This is a genomic window from Synechococcus sp. PCC 7336 (assembly GCF_000332275.1).
Classification (GTDB): domain Bacteria; phylum Cyanobacteriota; class Cyanobacteriia; order Thermostichales; family PCC-7336; genus PCC-7336.
On sequence record NZ_CM001776.1, the window covers coordinates 1,084,912 to 1,105,134 of the forward strand.

19 protein-coding genes and 1 pseudogene are annotated in these 20,223 nt (G+C 52.6%); 9 read left to right on the forward strand and 11 right to left on the reverse strand.

Annotation, left to right across the window (positions count from 1 at the left end):
• Positions 1–30 precede the first annotated feature (30 nt).
• Positions 31–552: an Lrp/AsnC family transcriptional regulator gene (locus SYN7336_RS05330; RefSeq protein ID WP_051039767.1), complete on the reverse strand. Its 522-nt coding sequence runs from the start codon at positions 550–552 to the stop codon at positions 31–33.
• A 274-nt stretch (positions 553–826) separates the two neighbouring features.
• On the opposite strand from SYN7336_RS05330, the gene hppD reads away from it, so the two are divergent.
• From hppD to SYN7336_RS05355, 5 genes are all read left to right on the forward strand, one after another.
• On the forward strand, positions 827–1,915 hold the full coding sequence (gene hppD / locus SYN7336_RS05335; RefSeq protein ID WP_017324895.1) for a 4-hydroxyphenylpyruvate dioxygenase: 1,089 nt from the start codon (positions 827–829) through the stop codon (positions 1,913–1,915).
• A gap of 28 nt (positions 1,916–1,943) precedes the next feature.
• A complete protein-coding gene (locus SYN7336_RS05340) occupies positions 1,944–3,122 on the forward strand; it encodes a homogentisate 1,2-dioxygenase (RefSeq protein WP_017324896.1) in 1,179 nt (392 codons plus the stop codon).
• On the forward strand, positions 3,119–4,042 hold the full coding sequence (locus SYN7336_RS05345) for a hypothetical protein (RefSeq protein WP_017324897.1): 924 nt from the start codon (positions 3,119–3,121) through the stop codon (positions 4,040–4,042). Before SYN7336_RS05340 ends, SYN7336_RS05345 begins: the two co-directional genes overlap by 4 nt.
• A gap of 49 nt (positions 4,043–4,091) precedes the next feature.
• A complete protein-coding gene (locus SYN7336_RS05350) occupies positions 4,092–4,313 on the forward strand; it encodes a hypothetical protein (protein WP_017324898.1) in 222 nt (73 codons plus the stop codon).
• Between the two features lie 282 nt (positions 4,314–4,595).
• A complete protein-coding gene (locus tag SYN7336_RS05355; protein WP_017324899.1) occupies positions 4,596–4,949 on the forward strand; it encodes a dihydrofolate reductase family protein in 354 nt (117 codons plus the stop codon).
• A gap of 181 nt (positions 4,950–5,130) precedes the next feature.
• On the opposite strand, the gene SYN7336_RS27715 is transcribed toward SYN7336_RS05355, so the two are convergent.
• From SYN7336_RS27715 to SYN7336_RS05385, 6 genes and pseudogenes are all read right to left on the reverse strand, one after another.
• Positions 5,131–5,742, reverse strand: coding sequence for a hypothetical protein (locus tag SYN7336_RS27715; protein WP_017324900.1), 612 nt, complete (start codon positions 5,740–5,742; stop codon positions 5,131–5,133).
• Between the two features lie 131 nt (positions 5,743–5,873).
• Positions 5,874–7,349, reverse strand: a complete 1,476-nt coding sequence (gene glcD, locus SYN7336_RS05365) for a glycolate oxidase subunit GlcD (RefSeq protein WP_017324901.1) — start codon at positions 7,347–7,349, stop codon at positions 5,874–5,876.
• Positions 7,350–7,747: 398 nt separating this feature from the next.
• A complete protein-coding gene (locus tag SYN7336_RS30535) occupies positions 7,748–7,924 on the reverse strand; it encodes a hypothetical protein (protein WP_017324902.1) in 177 nt (58 codons plus the stop codon).
• A gap of 96 nt (positions 7,925–8,020) precedes the next feature.
• A pseudogene (locus SYN7336_RS32930) lies at positions 8,021–8,281 on the reverse strand (hypothetical protein); the annotation flags it as partial.
• Between the two features lie 170 nt (positions 8,282–8,451).
• Positions 8,452–9,036, reverse strand: coding sequence for a hypothetical protein (locus SYN7336_RS05380; protein WP_017324904.1), 585 nt, complete (start codon positions 9,034–9,036; stop codon positions 8,452–8,454).
• Positions 9,037–9,148: 112 nt separating this feature from the next.
• Positions 9,149–9,787 (reverse strand): type I restriction endonuclease, encoded by a 639-nt coding sequence (locus tag SYN7336_RS05385; RefSeq protein WP_017324905.1) that lies wholly within the window; start codon positions 9,785–9,787, stop codon positions 9,149–9,151.
• A gap of 1,103 nt (positions 9,788–10,890) precedes the next feature.
• Between SYN7336_RS05385 and SYN7336_RS05390 the strand changes: the two genes are divergently transcribed.
• From SYN7336_RS05390 to SYN7336_RS24560, 3 genes are all read left to right on the forward strand, one after another.
• Complete coding sequence (locus SYN7336_RS05390) at positions 10,891–11,370, forward strand: ABA4-like family protein (protein WP_017324906.1); 480 nt, start codon at positions 10,891–10,893, stop codon at positions 11,368–11,370.
• A gap of 60 nt (positions 11,371–11,430) precedes the next feature.
• Positions 11,431–12,213 (forward strand): IS5 family transposase, encoded by a 783-nt coding sequence (locus tag SYN7336_RS05395; protein ID WP_017324155.1) that lies wholly within the window; start codon positions 11,431–11,433, stop codon positions 12,211–12,213.
• Positions 12,214–12,434: 221 nt separating this feature from the next.
• Positions 12,435–13,394, forward strand: a complete 960-nt coding sequence (locus SYN7336_RS24560; protein ID WP_017324907.1) for an alpha/beta hydrolase — start codon at positions 12,435–12,437, stop codon at positions 13,392–13,394.
• Positions 13,395–13,405: 11 nt separating this feature from the next.
• Here SYN7336_RS24560 and SYN7336_RS24565 read toward each other — a convergent pair whose 3' ends face one another.
• The 4 genes from SYN7336_RS24565 to SYN7336_RS05420 are packed head-to-tail and all read right to left on the reverse strand — an operon-like array spanning position 13,406 to position 18,952.
• Positions 13,406–14,329, reverse strand: a complete 924-nt coding sequence (locus tag SYN7336_RS24565) for a DUF1350 family protein (protein ID WP_017324908.1) — start codon at positions 14,327–14,329, stop codon at positions 13,406–13,408.
• Between the two features lie 15 nt (positions 14,330–14,344).
• On the reverse strand, positions 14,345–15,541 hold the full coding sequence (locus SYN7336_RS05410) for a CO2 hydration protein (RefSeq protein ID WP_017324909.1): 1,197 nt from the start codon (positions 15,539–15,541) through the stop codon (positions 14,345–14,347).
• Positions 15,542–17,077 carry an NADH-quinone oxidoreductase subunit M gene (locus tag SYN7336_RS05415; protein WP_017324910.1) on the reverse strand — a complete coding sequence of 512 codons (1,536 nt, stop codon included), beginning with the start codon at positions 17,075–17,077 and terminating at the stop codon, positions 15,542–15,544.
• 21 nt (positions 17,078–17,098) lie between these two features.
• Positions 17,099–18,952, reverse strand: coding sequence for an NAD(P)H-quinone oxidoreductase subunit F (locus tag SYN7336_RS05420; protein WP_017324911.1), 1,854 nt, complete (start codon positions 18,950–18,952; stop codon positions 17,099–17,101).
• Positions 18,953–19,804: 852 nt separating this feature from the next.
• On the opposite strand from SYN7336_RS05420, the gene SYN7336_RS05425 reads away from it, so the two are divergent.
• A complete protein-coding gene (locus tag SYN7336_RS05425) occupies positions 19,805–20,113 on the forward strand; it encodes a carbon dioxide-concentrating mechanism protein CcmK (protein WP_017324912.1) in 309 nt (102 codons plus the stop codon).
• Positions 20,114–20,223 lie beyond the last annotated feature (110 nt).

The following is a 20,223-nucleotide window of genomic DNA, read 5'->3' on the forward strand; positions in this document are numbered from 1 at the left end:
TCTTGCCTCCCAAATGCGCCTGGTCACTCCTCAGATCGAGTCCAATGGCAAAGAGGTGGATACTTTGATTTCGTCGAGGACGATGCTGGTGCGAATTCGGTCCACGCCTGGAATTTGGGCGATCTGTACAGACAAGAATTGGGCCAGATGCCGGTGATTGGCCACCACCACTTTCAACAGGTAATCGAATTCGCCGCTGAGGTGGTGGCACTCTAAAACTTCAGGCAGCTCCCGAACGCGATCGCAAAACTGAGCTACGCATTGCGGTTGGTGGCGAGCCAGAGTCACCTGGGCAAAACACAACACATCCAGCCCCAACGCCTCGCGATTGACGAGGGCAACGTAGCGATCGATGCAACCATTGCCCTCTAGCTTGTTCAAGCGTTTCTGCAAGCCAGGAGCGGAAAGATTGACCTGACGAGCCAATTCAGCACGACTCAGCCGACCGCTCTCCTGCAGCAAATGAAGGATCTGTCGGTCCTTACGGTCTAGCTGCCTGAGGAACTCTGAGTTTCTCAGCGTCGGTGAAAGTTGAACAGCGTTCTCGGGCACCTCGCCTCCCTAAGGGCACGACTCGGTAGCAATTTGTTAAGTGTGCGAGTTAATTAATGATTCTATACCAAGCTTATCGGTTAAGCTTCAATGCTTGTCGATGCATGACAGAAAATTTAGAATCGGATAAAGGGCTTATTAGTTTGCGATCGCCATTTTCCCCTTAAGGCTCGGAGTCCTACAGTATTCTTGCGTGCGAAGTGTTTTTGACGAACTCGGAACGCTCCGCAACACGTCCTGACAGCTCGCAAAGCTGAGGGAGAGGAGGTTTTCCATGCACGACTTTTGCCCCATGCTCGGATTTGACCATCTCGAATTTTATGTGGGGAATGCCCGACAGGCGGCGCTCTATTATTCGACAGGCTTTGGGTTTGTCAATACGGCTTATAGAGGGCTGGAAACGGGCGATCGCAAAGTGTCTTCCTACGTCATGGAGCAGGGAAAAATCCGCTTCGTCCTGACAACGGCCCTCAGCTCGGACCATCCGATTGCACGCAGCGTGCTAGCCCACGGCGATGGCATCGCCGTCATGGCCCTAGCGGTGCCGGATGCAGAGCGAGCCTACCAACAGGCGATCGGCCGAGGGGCAGTGGGAGCTATTCCGCCCACTGCTGAGTCGGATGCAGGGGGAACCCTACATTACGCTGCCATCCGCGCCTATGGGGACGTTGTGCTGAAGTTTGTCGATCGCACCCAATACAGGGGAGTCTTTGCGCCCCACTTTCAGCCTCGACAGAGGTCTAATAACAATGGTGTCGGCTTTACCCACATCGACCACGTCGTCGGAAATGTCGAGGTGGGCGCAATGGATCGATGGGCACAATTCTTGGCCGACAGCTTGGGCTTCGAGCTGTTGGTGCATTTCGACGAACAAACCATCTCGACGGAATACTCGGCGCTGCGGTCTAAGGTGATGCAGGATCGGTCGGGCCGGATCAAGTTGCCTATTAACGAACCCGCAGCAGGACTGCACAAGTCTCAAATTCAAGAGTATTTGGATTACAACAACGGTCCCGGCATTCAACACGTTGCCTGTGCCACAGGCGACATCATCGCCACCGTTTCCCACTTGCGCAACTCTGGCATAAAGTTTCTGGATATCCCGCCCGCCTACTACGAAGATTTGCAGGCACGGGTTGGCCCGATTGACGAGCCGATCGAGAAGTTGGCAGAGCTGGGCATTCTAGCAGACCGCGATAAAGGCGGCTACCTGCTGCAGATTTTCACCCAGCCTGTAGAAGACCGACCGACGTTGTTTTTCGAAGCGATCGAACGGCACGGCGCGCAGGGGTTTGGCGAAGGCAACTTCAAAGCGTTGTTTGAAGCGATCGAGCGCGAGCAAGCACGCCGGGGAAATCTCTAGTGCGATCGTCTAGCTGCAAGGTGCAGCCATGTACTACTACCAGTTGGGGCAAGTGCCCCACAAGCGCCACACCCAATTTCGCCAGCCAGACGGTTCTCTCTACCACGAAGAGCTGATCGGCACCCACGGCTTCTCGGGGGCGAAATCGCTACTCTACCACCTGCACCCGCCCACCCAGTTGCACGCAATTGTGATGGAACCCCCCAAAGCGATCGCCTACGAAGCAACCGCTCCCTTGCGTCCCCGCCACTTGAGGACTGGGAAAGTGGCTCGGGGGGGAGATGCGATCGCCGCTCGAACCTTACTGATGGATAACGAGAATGTTGCCATCTCGGTGGCTTGTCCGACGCAACCCATGCCCTATTGGTACCGCTATGCCTGCGGCGACGAGGCGATCTTCATCCACAATGGCAGCGGCGTTCTAGAAAGTCAGTTCGGCACCCTTCGCTATCGTGCGGGGGATTATGTCGTGATTCCGACGGGGGTCTTGTGGCGCATCCTGCCCGATGCAGGCATCGAGCAGCGCATGCTGGTGCTAGAAGCCAACGGGCACATCCAACCGCCAGAGCGCTACCTCAATTCTGAGGGCCAGTTTCTCGAACAGGCCCCCTACTGCGAGCGAGATATCCGCCCGCCAGAGGAGTTGGTCGCCCACGACGAAGCCGGAGAGTTCGAGGTGCGGGTCAAAGCCAGAGGATGTACGACGCGATATCTTTACCGCCACCATCCTTTAGACGCGATCGGTTGGGACGGGCATCTCTGGCCGTTTGCCTTCAATATTGAAGACTTCGAACCCATTACGGGCCGAGTTCACCAGCCACCGCCAGTCCACCAAACTTTTGCCGGTCCGGGCTTTGTGGTTTGCTCGTTCGTGCCGCGCCTGTTCGACTACCATCCCCAGGCCATTCCAGCCCCCTACCACCATTCCAATGTCGATTCAGACGAAGTGCTTTACTACGTGGAGGGAGAATTTATGTCTCGCAAAGGCATCGAACGGGCCTCCATGACCTTCCACCCCGGCGGCATCCCCCACGGTCCGCATCCGGGCACCTACGAGGGGTCGATTGGAAAAGACCGAACGGACGAACTGGCGGTCATGATCGACAGCTTTCGACCGCTGAAACTGACGGCGATCGCCGCTGAATTCGAAGACAAAGACTATCCCTATAGCTGGACCACTGCACTCACTGGAGGAACGCGATCGTGACGCAAGGTCTTATTTCTGCCCCTACTCGACTGGCTGTATCCCCTCGCGTTTGGGAACGCTGTCGCCGAGGGGAACTCACTCAATTGCAAGTGGATGACTTTCGTGCCTTTTTGTTGGAGGTCGAACTCAAACTGCTGCAGCATCGCATCATCACCCATAACGCCTACACTCATTGGTTCCGAGAGGGGACGGCAACCGATGCAGAACTGCGCCACTTTATCCGACAGTTTTCGGTCTTTTCTAACCAGTTTCTGGTGGCTGCGCTGGAGAAGACCATTAATGCTCCCAGTCTGCAGCAATCGCGGGCCAGTCGAGAGATTTTGCTGAACGAGCTGGGGGTGATTTACCGAAAATTGGGTAAATCAAAAGGCGATCGCGTTGCCATGACGGAGGTGGAAAAAGATTTGGAGGGCGATCCCGAACTGGTCAGCACTGAAGGGACAGTGGATGGGGGGATTTGCCGCTTTCGAGCGGCTCACTTCGAGTGGTTGTTGGAGGTGGCGAAGGAGTTGGGCCTGAAGTTTGAGGAGATTGGCCAGCGCAAGCACGCTCGGTCGACCACTCTGCACTTTTGCGACGAGCTCATCCGCCTCTACGGCAGCGAAGACCCGCAGATTGCCCAAGGGGCCAGCTTTGCGGTGGAAAATTGGGCGGCGGCTGGGTTTTGGCAAGAGCTGGAAGACGGCCTATTGCACATTAAGTTAACGCGCCACCCTCAATTGCCTTTGGCTTTCTTTAGCTGGCACAATCGAGTCGAAGCGCAGCACGCCGGACACACACTGGAGGAATTGGAAGCAGCCTATTTTAGCCCGACTTTCGATCGCGCCAGGTTTTTCCAAGGGGGTCGAGAGATTCTGGAGGCGATCGCCGTTTTTTGGGATGGCCTCAATGTGGATCGTCTGAATGAGGTCTATACGTAGGGCGAGCGCGGGATAGCATTAGAGTAGTCCTAAAGATGCAAACATCCCGATGGCAACCCTTCTAGAAATCGAAGCAGCGATCGAGCAGTTACCAGAAAGTGATGTCCGCCAACTGGCGGTATGGTTACAAGCACGTCTGGACGAGATATGGGATCGTCAGATGGAGGCTGATTTGTCTGCAGGAAAGCTGGATAACCTCATTGCTCGCGCGGAGGCAGACATTTCGGCCAGTCTAGTGAGAGATCTAGATGAAGTCCTTCACAACACCTAGCTTCTGGAAGACTTATGGAGCATTACCTCAGTATACAAAGACGCAGGCTCGAAAAACCTATCAGCTCTGGCAGCAGAATCCATCGCATCCATCGCTACACTTTAAAAAGGTCGGCAGAAATCTCTGGTCTGCTCGTATTACTCGCAATTATCGAGCACTGGCTTTAAAGAAAGGTGACGACTATTACTGGATTTGGATCGGTCCTCACGATGAGTATGATTCTCTCGTAGTTTTTATTACTCGCCCCTGAAATGGCACATAGGCTACGACATTGAGGCAGAGATGAAAGCTACTGTGTATATTGCAACAAGTGTTGATGGCTTCATCGCACGGCAAAATGGCAGTGTTGACTGGCTGCCCAATGGTGGAGATGCGCAGGGTGGAGAGGACTATGGGTATCGGGAATTCATAGATTCTGTAGATGCAATTGTCAACGGTGGCAAGACGATTCAAAGATTTCTTAGCGAAGGCTTGATTCAGCAATTCATCATTACAAAGATTCCGATCCTGATAGGCACTGGAATTCCGCTTTTTGGACCGCTTCCTCGCGATGTCAGATTGCGCCATCTCGAAACGCGTCAGTTTAGAAATGGTTTAGTGCAAAGCAAATATGAGGTTCTCGGAAATCTTGCCTGATAACAGCAGCTCGGACTAGCTCTGTTGCTGAACTCCAACGCTGACTGTTGAGAAATCCATGCTTTACGTCAGCAAGGCTACTCGGTTAAAGACATTGTCCATCACTTCGGCATTAGCGAGTGCGAGTCTCGTCAGTTACCCCAAATATCTTCAACCTCTGATAGACTTCCAGCAAGGAGAGTTAGGGCAATTGCCTTAGGTCATTGCGAATGAATTCAATCGCCTCTCCGATGGTTTCCACGCGCCGATCTGTCAAGGTTTGGCTGAGGGCAGGGTCGAGTTCGAACCCTCGCTTTCGACTGTAATAAATTGACATTGCTGGAAACGGTACTGCCCCCTGCGGGCCAATGCCAGTCATGTATTCAGCCAGCAACATGATGTCGTCGTCACCATCCGCATCCAAATCGGTAAAGGCTACCGCCAGCACCTCCCAAGCTGCCCAGGTGCGATCGGCTTCAGATTGGGCCAAAGTGTAGGTGATTTGGCCCTCTTTAACTAAATGTAGCGAGATTTCGGGACGGCCTTGCAGATCTTGGATTGGAACGAAGAGACAGGTACCGCACTGAGGTAAGTCAACCCGGAAGGCGTGTTCGCCTAAAACTGTTTGACGGGGAAATAGGGTTGGCAAAACGCTGAGCTCTGTCTTGTCGATCGCCCGTGGATTGGCTGGAATAGCGAACCCCGCTGGCGGAAACAATCCGAGCCCCACAATTCCAATTGCACATAGCGCGCCCCTCATGCCTGTATAGTTCGATTGCTTGCCCAATGATTCAGCCTGCCGGTGAATTTTCATCTCAAATTATACTCTGCCAATTCAGTAGTAACGGCGTCCAAAGCCCTCGCTCGGTCACTCAACATGACTTCGAGCTAGCTTGAGAGATGAATTCCCAAACCAGCAATCCCGGTTAGAAAACGCGATCGCCCCTAAAACAATTCCATCCCGCCAACTTGCAGATTCTCAACCTTATAAGCCTTTGCACTTTCCCCGCAGGTGCGCGGTGTCGGAAAGATCTTCTCGGGATTGGCTAACCCCTTCGGATTGAAGGCACTGCGTACCCATTGCATTGTTTCGAGATCGGCAGGACTAAACATCTCGGGCATATAGCAGCGCTTATCAGCCCCGATCCCGTGTTCTCCAGAAATGCTGCCTCCAATGGCAACGCACAGCTTGAGAATATCGCCCCCCAACTCCTCCACCGTTGCCAGCGCTCCGGGTTCGGCATTGTTATAGAGAATCAGTGGGTGTAGATTGCCATCTCCAGCGTGGAAGACATTGGCGACCGGATAGCCGTACTTTTGGCTCAGGGCCTCGATTTCCCGCAATACTTGCGACAGCTTTGTGCGGGGGATGACGCCATCTTGCACGTAATAGTCGGGACTCAGTTTTCCCATCGCCGCAAACGCCGCCTTGCGACCCTTCCACAACCGCAGCCGCTCTTCCGGGTCGGTGGCAGAGATCGTGCTGCGAGCTCCATTTTTACGACAAATGGCAACCACGCGATCGCTATTCGCCTCCACCTCCACCGCCAAACCATCCAGTTCCACCAGCAAGATAGCAGCAGCATCGCGGGGATAGCAGTCCGTCTTCACCACATCTTCCACCGCATTGATGCTGAAGTTATCCATCATCTCCATGCCGCCAGGAATAATGCCCGCGCTTGTGATGTCCGATACAGTGGCCCCAGCCGCTTCGACGCTATTAAAATCGGCCAATAGCACGCGCACAGATTCTGGTTGCTTGAGAATGCGCAGCGTAATTTCGGTGGCGATGCCCAACGTACCTTCAGAGCCGACAAACAGTCCGGTCAGGTCGTAACCGGGCATTTCTGCCACACTGCCGCCCACATCCACGATGTCGCCGTTGGGCAACACCAGTTTGAGGCCCAAGACGTGGTTGGTGGTGACGCCGTATTTGAGGCAGTGAACTCCACCGGAGTTTTCGGCAACATTGCCGCCGATGGAGCAGATACTTTGGCTGGAGGGATCGGGGGCGTAATAAAAGCCATCGCCGCTGACGGCTTGGGTAACCCAATTATTAATTGTTCCCGGTTGGACGACGATTCGCTGGTTGTCCAAATCGATCTCGAGAATTTGGCGCATCCAGGCCGTGCAAATGAGGACGCTGTCTTCGACAGGGAGTGCTCCCCCCGAGAGACCGGTGCCGGAACCGCGAGCGACGAAGGGGACGTTGTGGCGATCGCACACTTTGACGACGGCTGCTACTTCTGCAGTCGTTCTGGGCAGCACGACGGCGGCGGGTCGTTGGCGATAGCTGGTTAAGCCGTCGCATTCGTACACCAGCAGTTCTTCTTTGCGGGCAATGACCTGTTTAGTGCTGGTTGCTGCTTCAAATTGTTTGAGAATTTTGGGCCAGTCGCGGGTGCCACTGCGGACAGTCATGGGGAGTGCCTCGGGTGCAAACTGCTCTCAATCTGATGGTAACGCGGTCGTGGCGAGGGTTTGTTGGTTTGGAACCTAGGCGATCGCGCCATCGCTAGTGACTTCAGTTTAAGAAACCCAGTGTTACCTCGACCTTCATCCTAAACCGAGTCTAGTTTAAAACCCGTAGGTTTGAGTTCTTCCTACTAGCGCTGTCATTCGCTGCATTGGCCCCCTTGTATCTTGGAAGAGAGCAGTGCCAGTTGGAATTGAGAGACTGGGAAAGCGATCTCCGATCGCAGAGATTAACAGTTGCAGAACGAAGTCAATAGCCTCTCGGAAGTCCCCCACTGGTGGGGGATTTAGGGGGCTGAGTGCAATGCCTAAAAACTCCAAGTCTCAACATGGACGAGATTTAATTAGGAGACTGGGGTTGCCTCTGTCAAGCGCTTGTAGACCTTCTGGAGCATCCAATCTCTAACGACATCCCCAAACTCTGGGTCATCTATAATTTTGGCGATAAGATTGTCGATCGCAGCAGTTTTGCGATCTAGAAAGCAGGCGATCGCTTTTTGAATATGAATTGGGGCAAACAATAGATAACACTCATAAGCTTTCTCGCGTGAAAGACCAGGGACACCAGTATCTTGTGGAATTTCATCTAGCCCAAGAGTTTGTAAGGCATAACAAAGTCAACGTAAATTTTCTTTTGTGCATCTGGAGTCAATCAAATAAGCTGTATCAATAACAAATCCACAATTTTTGGAATAAATTACTTTTCCAAATGAGCCTTTCCTGCCAACAACGATTGAGGGGGCAAGTGTATTACTAAGTTTGTGGCGACCAACTGTTCCATTTGAACCAAATACTGGAATATCACCTTCTTCGCGTTGAGATGAGATCGATGAATCTCCATAGATAAATCTTGCGACAAATTTTAGACGAACCTGCTGCCAGCCTTCGGGAAAATTCTACCAAGCACTGAAATCGTTGGATGCAAGTATATTCATCTAACTACTTCCTCCAGAACTACGTGAAACTCATTCTTAGGAATTTTCATGTGTTTGAATCCTGGAGCAATTGACTTAACAAAAAAAGTATTGACGGATATACATTGATTCTATTATTTGGCAATCTTTTTTCCTACAGCGATCGCACCTAACTTCTTCAAGATCTGAAGCGTCAATCCCAAGCCATTATCTTGCCCTAAAATAAACTCCTTCGATTTGGCATATCGCGGTCTATCCTGCACGAGTAATTTCAGAAACACAAAATTACTACCATTAATCACCCAACCAAACAATGGCTTATCTTGTTGAGGTGATGCCAGCATATACGACAGAGCTTGAGGAATCCCCACCTGCAGCGAAAACTGCGATCGCTTCGACTCAATCATCAGTACCCAAATCTGTTTGACAAGCACCAGCACATCTATCCGTCCGCGCAGCTTCACCCCCGCCTCTTCTGCCACAATTTCAACTGTTGTTTCCGTATCGACATAAAAAGGCGGCAAGAAAAGACCCGCCAAGTCCAGCAATGGAGCCACAACCGCCAGCTTCATCGTATTTTCTAACAGCGATCGCCGTTCTAAGTTCGCGTAAGCTGCTTGTACGCGTTGCAATCGCTCTCGTTCGGCAATCGTCAGTTGAGGCAAATCCTCCTGCCACTCTCGAAAAAAAAGTAGGCTCGCCAGCAAGCTGTAAATCAAAAGTTTCCTCCAAGTCATACAGCGTTATTTTCTCGATAGGAATAGTCTGAACCATCTTTCAATTCCTGCTGATAGCAATCAACCAGTTTTCTTCGCAGATTCTACGCACGCATTAACAATCGACAGTCACAATCTCCCTTCCCAAACATTTCAGGATTTGCAACACCGAATAGAGCTCATTATTCGGATTCAGCAGGGAAAATAACCTAGAATTTGCATATTTAGCCGTGGGTTGGCGAGTTGCTTTCAAAAACAGAAACTCATTACCATTCGCGATCGCGCCAAACGTAGGTCGATCCATCTCTGGATTTCCCAGCATGTAAGCCAGCGCTTGAGGAATCGCCCGCGTCACCGCAAAATCGCTCCGCTTCGATTCGATCGCCAACAACCACAAACGATTCTTCAACACCAACACATCAATTCGCCCCCGAATAACCAACCCCTCATCCTCCATCTCCACATCCACACTAGCCTCCGTCTCAATCCGAAATGGCTTGCGATAAAAGCCAGCCAGATCCAACAAAGGCGCGAACACCACCATCTTGACGCTGTTTTCCAGCATCGGCGGATCTTCCATCAATTCCACAAAGTTCGATTTCACGCGATCTAACAAAAGCCGTTCTGCCTCACTCAGAGCAGCATGACCTTCAGACCACTCTGGGAAAAAGGTTGGATCTTGCGTCTGCTGTAACCCAAAAGCTTGTTTGAGTTCGCGTAACGTGACTTCATTTGCCGAGATTGTTTGCACCATTGCTCGACATCTCCCTACAAAACTGCGTCTAACCTGCCGCGAATCTCATCCCCTAACTCCCTAATCTCCCGCTCGATCTCCTCCAACGGACGCGGCGGCACATACTCGTAAAGTTGAGTTCAGCGATTCGAGTAAAATCTTGGGGCAATAGGGGAACCACTTCAAACACTTGCTGAGCCACAGCCAGCAGTAATTGATTTTGTACTTGCCAGCTAAATCCCCAGTAGCCACATTACCTCAGTGATGCAACTGAAAGTTGTAACGATCCGGCTTGTACAGTTCTCAAAAAAACGACATACACGAGCGCGATATTTATCATTACGGCTGTAATAAGCTACCAATGGCCCACTATCAACTAACAGTACGGGATAGTAGGTCACAGAGAATGGCGCTCCTGTAAGTGGCGTGAAATAGCTTGTTTCCGTACAGAGCGGTCGGAGAGATTGGCAGGGGAATCTTCAAGCAGATGCTTAGGATGTCCACCTAAGCGTTCAACAACTGTCCGCCCCGATTGATGTGCGAGCCAGCGTTCTCGAATCAGTCTGCGGATCGACTCACTCTTATCTGTTTTTTCGCTAGCGATCGAATCAGCCAAATATTTCTCAGTTTCATCGTCGAGTCGGACTTTCAGCATGAGTGTGTGTGATATGTATCACTTGTCATACTAACCTCTCAATCACCTGATTGCCAGGACGAATGGATTCATCGAATCTAGGATCTTCCATCAGTTCCACAAAGTTAGACTTCACTCGATCTAACAGAAGCTGCTCTACTCCACTCAAAGCAGTATGACGTTCAGATCGTTCTGGGAAAAAGGTTGGATCTTGCGTTTGCTGTGGTCCCAAAAGCTTGTTTGGGTTCGCATAACGTGACCTCATTTGCTGAGATTGTTTGAACCATTTCTCAATATCTCCCGATATGAAACTGTTCGGGTTGCAAGCACCCACTGTTCTCAATCTAGAAAGAATCGCGATACTGCCGAGTAGCAAATTGCTGTATCTATGAGTTAATCACCTTCTAAGCAAGATATTCCTTCAATTCCGTAACAATTTGTTATCTTGATATGAGCCTACTATATCTCGACTCAACCGGAGCGCTACCCCATGCCTTGGCCCGAAATCTCAATTTCTCAACTATTCGATGCCTCCAACCTATTCGTCCTACCCTTCTGGACATTGATGATTTTTCTACCCAACTGGAAAATCACCCGTAAAATCATGGGATCGTATCTCCCCTTTGTTGCGCTGGCAGGACTCTACCTGTACTTACTCGTCGGCAGCATTACCCCCGAGAGCGCCAAAGCATTGGCCAATCCCAATGTCACGACGATCGCTCAGTTCTTCGCAGACGAACGCGCAGCCGCCACCGGCTGGGTTCACTTTGTCGTGATGGATTTATTCGTCGGTCGGTGGGTGTACCTAGAAGGTCAGCGCACGGGCACTTGGACGATACACTCCATTGCCCTCTGCCTGTTTGCCGGTCCTCTCGGCCTCCTCTCCCACATCCTCACCCAATGGGGACGGACCGCATGGCAACGACGCAATGGAGCAGTTGTCGAAGAAACCGCTGGTGTAGAAACGTAAGAGCGTGTCTGAAAAGGTCAGCAGATAAAGTTGAGAGGCTGAGTTAGAGCCTCCCAACCAATGACACGCCAATCCTACGACACCGATCTAACCCCTGCCCAGTGCGAGCTTCTAGCTCCGCTATTACCGCCAGCTAAGCCAGGCGGTCGTCCCCGCAGCGTCAACGTTTTCGAAGTGGTCAATGCCATCTTCTATCTGTTGAGAGCCGGATGTGCCTGGCGTCTGCTGCCCCACGACTTCCCCGCTTGGCAAACGGTCTACCATTACTTCCGTCAGTGGGAAGCCGATGGCACCTGGGAAGCTCTCAACCATGCTCTGCGCCAGCAACTGAGAGAAACGGTGGGGCGCAATCCTTCTCCCTCGGCAGCCTGCCTGGATTCCCAATCGGTCAAAACAGCTGGTGCCGCTCAAGAAACAGGCTTTGATGGAGGCAAAAAAGTTAAAGGTCGCAAGCGCACTATCCTGGTTGATACGATGGGTCTACTGCTGGGTGCCAAGGTCCACAGTGCCCGACGCTCCGACCATGACGGCCTCACCTTGCTGGGGATTTGGTTTGCCAGTATGTGGAGTTGCTTGCAATTGATTTGGACCGATAAAACCTTTGGTGGCAAATCTTTTGTGGCTTGGGTTGAGCAAGCGTTTGGCTGGACTATTGAAGTCGTACAACGGCCTGCTGAGCAAAAAGGGTTCCAGCTTTTACCTCGGCGATGGGTGGTTGAGCGCACCTTTGCCTGGTTTGGTCGATACCGTCGCTTGAGCAAGGACTACGAATATTTGCCCACTACGAGTGAGACGATGCTTTACGCTGCTATGGTCAATCTCATGCTTCGTAGGCTGGCTTGAGACTTTTCAGACACGTTCTAAGATTCCGAGAACTCGATCTCTAAAACGACATCTGACAGTTTCGACTGACTCTAAAAGCGATACAGATCTTCATAGAAACGGAATACACATTCCGTTTCTATTCTGTTTTACCTGTACACTTGACAGGATAAGGCTTCCAGTCATTTTCTGGTAGGTTTCTCCTCCTCTACAGGTTTTGTCAGTCAATCGGAGTAATTTTAATGATTGTAGTCGTATCCAATCGTGAAGTTAACGAAAACCTTAATAATGAAAATGTTTTTGGAGACCTCATCAACCCTAAAGGTGTTAATGAGCTGAGACTCGCAACCGCGCGCTTTGAGACAGTAGGTCGGCGCTGGTTTGTCGATCTAAAACTCGAAACTGATGCCGATCCAAAACCTAGCGAACAGTTATTCAACCAGATAGTACAAGAGACAAGAGAGAAAAATATATCGCCCCATTGGGTGGTCTTCATTCATGGTTTTAATCAGAGCTTCAGAGATATATTGGACTGGAGTCTCGATCTAGAAACAAACTATGAAGTAAATGTATTGGCATTTGCTTGGCCGTCCAACCAAGGGGGGTTCATACTGAATGAATATCGCTCGGCTAGACGTGCTGCTCGGGCATCAGATACAGCCCTCGATAGAGTGTTCGAACTGCTCGATATGTATATTGGCGGACAATCCGAGTCAGATAGAGTTCGCTGTCCGGTCAGACTGAACTTGTTATTTCATAGTTTAGGAAATTTTCTGGCGGAGAGTCTACTGCGATCTCCACTGAATGAGGGAGAAACTAGCATTTTTGATAATGTCATCTTTCACCAGGCAGATGTCGATAGTCGATCGCATGCTGAATGGATCGATAAGGCCGCAGGCATGCGCACGTACGTCACGCTCAATAATGACGATCGAATTTTGCGAAAGTCTGACATCATCAATCCCACCCGCTTAGGTCAACGGTTGCGAAGGAGACGGGGCAACGAGCCCATCTATGTCGATTTTTCCGATGGGCTGGGAGTTGGAGACACTCACAATCTCTTGCGGGATACTCGCTCTAATGGAGTGATTCAATCCTTTTGGAAGCGGGTTTTAACGGGTCGCTCTGGCGAAGTTATCGAGGGTTTAAAGTTCGATCTCGGCTCCCAGACCTATCGGCTCGAAACGTTAGATTTGGACTAGCTGTATCTTGCTCAAACACTTTCTATCTCTAAAGCCAGCACCGCCAATTGCCGCTTCAACCACGGTCGCAACACTCCGAACAACCGTTCGCGATCGCCGCTTGCTCGCTGATAGACAAACTGCCCGATCGCGTCTAACGGCGAAAACTCGTTGTTGGCCGAAAACGGATAGCGACCCCCCGCACAGGTGCCGTGATCTCCCGGCAGGCAGCGATAGTCGATCGCCCTGCGAAACTTCGCCACCAGTTGGTCGTGCAGCGCGCTAATGGTGTCGATCTCGTCCCCTACGAATTTCACCAGCAGCGTGCGGGAGATGTCGTAATGGCTGGCGATCGCCCGTTCTGTCTCCACTGGCGACGGGTTGAACTCTACCGGCAGCCAACTCGGCAATGGGTCGAGGCGCAAACTGGCATTGCAATAGGCCATCAAAATATTGCCGTCGCGAGGGGACAGGGGATAAGCAGCTGCAGATGCCTCGTAACAACTGCCTAAAACGTGCAGCTTCCCCCCCAGACTGTGACCGATACCGAAGCGCGGCAGCACAGTTGCCTGCAATTGACTCAGAACGTCGGGCAGACTGTTGAAAATATCGCGGGTAATTTGCCAGTGATTGGGATTGGTCTCGAACTGGGTTGCCACCACCAAATATCCGTCAGAGGCAAGGGCAGACAGCAGGGCATCGTAACCCACCTGGGGCGCATTACCGATGAACGCTCCCCCCAAAAAATGAATCACCGCCTTGGGGCAATCTGGCTGCAGCACCCAATGATTTGACAGCGATCGCCATTCCACAGCGATACCCCCCATGCAAACGGCAAAACAAAACCCGGTCGATCCATCCCAAACTTTACCGGAAGCCGCACCCAACGGGAACCGATGAAAATGAATTGTGACGATCGCAGGGAGCTCGGCGGCGATCGCCATTGCAGCCTCCATCGCCAGCCCGGATCGCTAGCCCCCCGACAACTCCTCCGCCGGATACAGCGTACAACTGGCATTCGTGACGGCTTGGTTCACCGATATCAGTTGGGAAGTCTGCAAGCGTTTCATCCAGCCTGCCAAATAAGCTCGATTCGCCGCTCGCTCGGCAGGATCGCTCGTGTCTAAGGCATGGGGAGCCAAACCCCGAATCGCTGCCGTCGTCACGCAAAACATCGACTTCTGAAAGCTCTGCCCCACCTGAACGTGCAGGTCGTCCTCCCCCCGACAGCTCATCCGGTAAAACTCGTGCAAATAGTCCGGCAAATGTCGTTCCATATCCCGCATCAACAGGGTAGGGGGGATGCCAGCACCGCCGAGGGGAAGGGGATCGGCGTAGAGGGCACCGTAGGCAAAGTCCCCCTGTTCGGCAGGAATCTGATGGGCCTGGGCATTGTAAGACACGATGCCGAAGAAGGGGGTACCCCGGAAAAAGATGCTTTCCACATAGGGGATAGCGGTGTCGGGCAGAAACGTCAAACCGACGGATTTTGGGATAATGTCGCAGGTTTTGCCCCCCAAGACGACTGAGTAGGCGATCGGGCGGCCGGCAGCGGCGACAATTCCGGCCTGAATCAGATCGGTGAGTTGGCCGATGGAGCTGAGTTCGCCGCGATCGTACCGATCCGATAAATCCATAAAAATATCGCTCATCACCCGCCAGAATTGCCCCAAGCCGCTGTAGTAGGACAACATGCGCACCTGCTCGGGCAAATATTGGGGAAACAGGCGGTTCAATACGACCATGAGAGGATTGGTGCGGCTGCGGGCGGCGATCGCCGCTTTAGCCCGTTCTAGAAACTCAGGCGAATCGAGGTAAGCATCCAGACCGCCCCCTCGATGCCACAACATCGCGCGCATGCAGTATTCGGCATATTCGTAGTTAATGCGATCGTGTCGCCAGTGCCGCAGCAGCTTCCGAACATTCATCTCCCCATTGAAATATTTGAAGAAGGGGAACCAATCGAGAAAGGTATGCTCGGCGATGTAATTCAAGTTGATGGAATAGGCATCCAATACAATGCCGTAGCTGGCCAGTGCCCCCACCACTTCCAATAGGTTGGTGGGTGATTCCGGCAGCAAGACGCCGCCAGCTAAAAGCCGATCGATGTACTCGGACAGAGGTTCGGAGGAAGAGTGGGGGACAGTTTTTTGCACGGCGATCGCCATCTAGTCAAAAGATGTGGGAGAGGGGGAGGGATTGAGTAGGACCAAGTTGGCTGGCTCGAATGGAGGGGCAGTGGCGATCGCCTTTGGAGGCGTCATGGCCGTGGTCGTGGCTTCAATGCAATGGGCCACCCAATTGGGCTGTAGGCCCAAAATGACAATCAGAACCGCCAAAATCAAGGGGGGAATGCGATCGCGCCAGAGCACACTGGGAATGCGCAATGCTTGCTGGGACAGCCGTCCGAAAAAGGCGCGATTGAGCAGAATCAAAAAGTAGACTGCCGTCAAGCCGGTGCCCAACATCGAGAGCAACGTCTGCAGGGTAAACGCTGGCAAGCTGCCGCGAAACACAATAAATTCTGCAATAAAGCCCGACATACCCGGAATGCCGCTGCTGGCCATCGCCGCCAAAATCATCAGGCTGCCCATCACTGGCAACCCCCGCTTGGGATTGAGCAAGCCCTGCAACACTCGCAAATCGCGCGTGCCCGTTTTGGCATAGACCACCCCGACCAATAAAAACAGCAGCGCCGATATCAGTCCGTGGCTAACCATTTGAAACGTGGCCCCCAGCAAACTGAGGGGATTGGCCGCCGCCACCGCCAGCACAATGAACCCCATATGGGCAATGGAACTATAGGCCACCATCTTTTTCATGTCGGTTTGGGTGATGGCAATCACGGCCCCGTACAGCGCACAGACTACAGCAATCCAGGCCAGCCAGGGAGCGATTGCAGGCCAGACATCGGGAAAGAGCTGCACGCCAAAGCGCAGCAGACCGTAGGTGCCCAACTTGAGTAACACACCTGCCAGCAACACGGAAATAGGGGTAGATGCTTCGACGTGGGCATCTGGAAGCCAAGTGTGCAGGGGCACAACCGGAGTCTTAATGCCAAACCCGAGCAGAATACTGCTCAGCAGCAGGATTTGCAGGCCCGCAGGCAGAGCATTGGCCCTCGCGTCAGCCAGATCGAAGCTGGGGGAATGGCCCAACCAAACCAAGCCCAAAAAGCCCGTCAGCACCAGAATGCCCGAGAGGGCTGTATAAATTAAGAACTTTGTGGCGGCATAGCCGCGACGCTTCCCCCCCCAAATAGCAATCAGCAGGTAGAGCGGAATCAGCTCGATCTCGTAAAACAAGAAAAAGAGCAACAAATTCTGAGCGGTAAAGGCGCCTGCCACCACTGCAGCCAGCAGCAAGATCAGCGAATAGTAGAGCCGGGGTCGCGGAATCGAGAGTTTTGTGCTGTAAACGGAGATGCCTGTGAGGAGAGTATTCAGCATTAATAGAGGCAAGGCCAAGCCGTCGATGCCGAGGCGGTAGTTCAAGCCCAGGGGAGCAATCCAAGTGACTTTTTCTTCGAATTGGATGCCCGCAGAACTGAGGTCGAATTGAGCGGCGATCGCCAACGACATTGCAAAGGCGAGCGCTGCAAAGAGCAACGCCAACTGCCGCGCTCTCTGGTTGGCCATTTCACCCGGCCACAGGCCGATGGCGATCGCTCCTGCCACCGGTATCCAAATTAGGCTACTGAGCATACAATCCCTTCACATAACCCTTTACAGTCCGCCATGGATTGGCAACCAACTGACGAGCACCCCCAGCAGCCCCAATGCCACCAAAATGGTGAGCAAATAGATCTGAGACTTACCGGGGCTGCTGTATTTCAAACTTTCCCCTCCAAACACCGTTGCCAGCCCGACGAAATTGACAGCCCCATCAATGATGTAGCGATCGAGCCAGATGCTAGCCTTTGACAGTTTGCTGACGGCAAAGACGATGGTGGATCGATACAGGCGATCGACATAAAAGCCGTAGGATAGCAGGCTTTGCAAGGCGGGCATCGGCAGCCGCACTGGTTTGGGCCACAGCCTTCCTAAATAAATCGCGGCTGACAAGCTAGCACCTGCAACACCAGAAGCTATCATCACCCCCACTGTCCTCCAAGGCAATAACTGCAGATCGACAATCACATCTCTTCTTTGGAGGATCGCGATCGGCAAGATCGATGTGAGGGCGATCGCCACCACTTGAGGGACTGCCATCGGCCAAGCCACTTCTGGAGCGCGTCTGGTTTTCGGCTGGGTTTGCCCCCCAAACACCAGACTGTACACCCGCACGAGATTGAATGCCGTCAGACCGTTTACCGCAATAGGAACGACAACCAATGCAGGTCGAATCAAGCCAATCACTTCGATCCAATGCACCATGGCCCAAAAGCACCCCAGAGGCAGCACTGCCAACATCCCCGCCGTTCCCACTAGAAATGCGGTAGACGTGGCGGGCATGCGCCCCCCCAATCCCCCTAACTCGGTCAAGTCCTGGGTGTGGGTGGTAAAGATTACAGAGCCACAGCTCATGAACAGTAGGGCTTTGGCAATTCCGTGGGCGAGCAATAACATCAGAGCCGCGTCGGTGCTCTGCAAGCCTACAGCCACAAACACCAGACCCAAATACGCGCTCGTCGTGTGGGATAGAGCCCGTTTGATATCCACCTGCGCGATCGCCACCAACGAGGCTCCCACGGCTGTTCCAATCCCTAAAGCCACCAGCACAGTCGAGGCGATCGGAGAAAGTCCCAGCACTGGGTCTAACTTAATTAAGACGTAAGCCCCACTGGTCACTACCACAGAATTTCGCAAAATTGAGGCGGGATTGGGGCCTTCCATCGCCTCGTCCAACCATAGGTGCAGCGGAAATTGCGCACATTTGCCTGTCGGTCCGGCAATCAGGGCCAAGCCCAGCAAAGTGGCGGTAAGGGGGGACAACTGGGCCGTTTGCGACCAAGTGGCTAAATCGGAAAAATTGAGACTGCCTGCTAGCTCGGAGAGGGCAACCACGCCCATCAGCAGAAATAAGTCCCCCACCCGCTTGGTCCAAAAGGCATCGCGAGCGGCATTCATGCCCAATGGCTGGGCATACCAGAAGCCCACCAGCAGATAGGTAGATAAGGTCAATAACTCCAGCAGTGCATAGCTGAGCAGCAGCGAATCGCTCAATGCCAGGGCGATAATGGCGGCCTCGAAGAAGCCGAGCAAAGCAAAAAAGCGGGCGATCGCCCAATCTTTTTCCATATAGCCCAGCGCATACACTTGAGCCAGCAAACTCAGCCCCGCCACAAATTCAGCCGCACCAACCGTTACAGGAGAAATCTCTAGGGCAAAGGAAAGATCGAGATTGACCACCTGCAGCCAGGGAACCAGGATGGAAAATCCATCGGTATTCCAAATTGCCTGCAAGATCGCGCCGCCGTGGATGCAGGCCAACAGGCTGAGCAGCACATTGATATAAGCTCCGAGACGGGGGCCGGAACTGCGCACCGAACCGGCTGCCGCCCAGGGAATGGTGGCGATCGCGCCAAACAAGCCATATAGCGGCAAGCACCAGCCGATTTGGACGAAGAATTGCTGCATCAATCATTTCCCAAAATTCTTATCGCCGATCTATTCTCTCAACCCTCGGGCGAAGTTCCTATTGCTTGGCGGAATTTCTAGGCAGACATTGCGCTATAGCAACTGGAATATCTTGCAGTATGCACTACTGCGTCACTCGACCCTGCCTGAGGATCGACAGCCTTTGGCCGGTTTACCCGCCCGGCCAACTTCTCATCTCCAACCCCACAGGCCATCCGACTCGCCCGATCGAGCCCAACCCACGCGAGAGATTTTTCTCTGCTGCTAGAAAGATCCCAATGCCAGACCGCTGCCGATAGCCCCTGCAGGATCTCTCTGCAAATATTTAGCAAAGAGATTAACCAGGTATTTATATCTATTAGTATTTCCTTAATCTGTGCTTCGATCGTAAGCCCGCCATCCCGCAGCGATCTACAGCACTGGAGAAAGAAAGCCGCGATCTCGGGTATCTCTACCAGTCGCCGACTGACGTCAGCTACTGTCCCAGCAAGCCCTCAAGCACAACAGTACTCGCGATCCCCACGCAGCGATCTCCTCGGCTTGCAAGCATTTCAGCCTATCTCGACAGCGACTCGCGCGGAGAGCACGTCGTCAGTCGGCCGAGGGGATCGATACATCTTTTGTTACAAACAGATAAATTCCTTTTCATTAGTTTGAGTAATGAGTCGAATTTAAAATAATAATTGGAGCTTATGTTGTCAGGTCTAACCCCTAACCCCTATGCTTTAACTTGGCTTCAAAAATACATTTTCGTACGATTGGGACGCTCTTTCTTATGGAAAGTTAGCGAACTTTCGCGCGGTTGATGAAGTGTGATTTACGCTATGAAAGGATCGATCGGGAGAGAAACTGATGCCGATTGCTGTGGGAATGATTGAAACTAAGGGCTTCCCTGCGGTTGTTGAAGCTGCAGATGCCATGGTGAAAGCTGCCCGCGTTACGCTGGTGGGCTACGAGAAGATCGGAAGTGGCCGCACCACCGTGATTGTGCGCGGCGACGTGTCTGAGGTGCAGGCGTCTGTGTCTGCCGGGATTGAGTCTGTACGTCGAGTGAGTGGCGGCGAGTTGTTGTCCCACCACATTATTGCTCGTCCCCACGAGAACCTGGAGTACGTGCTGCCCATCCGCTACACCGAAGAAGTTCGTCAGTTCTCCTACTAACTCATCGTCTACCGGGGTGCCCTACTGACTGACAATCAGCCAACTGGCCCCCTTGCGAATAGATGTTCGAGGGCGATTCAAGGGTGGAGATGGCTTGCGGAGCTGCTGCT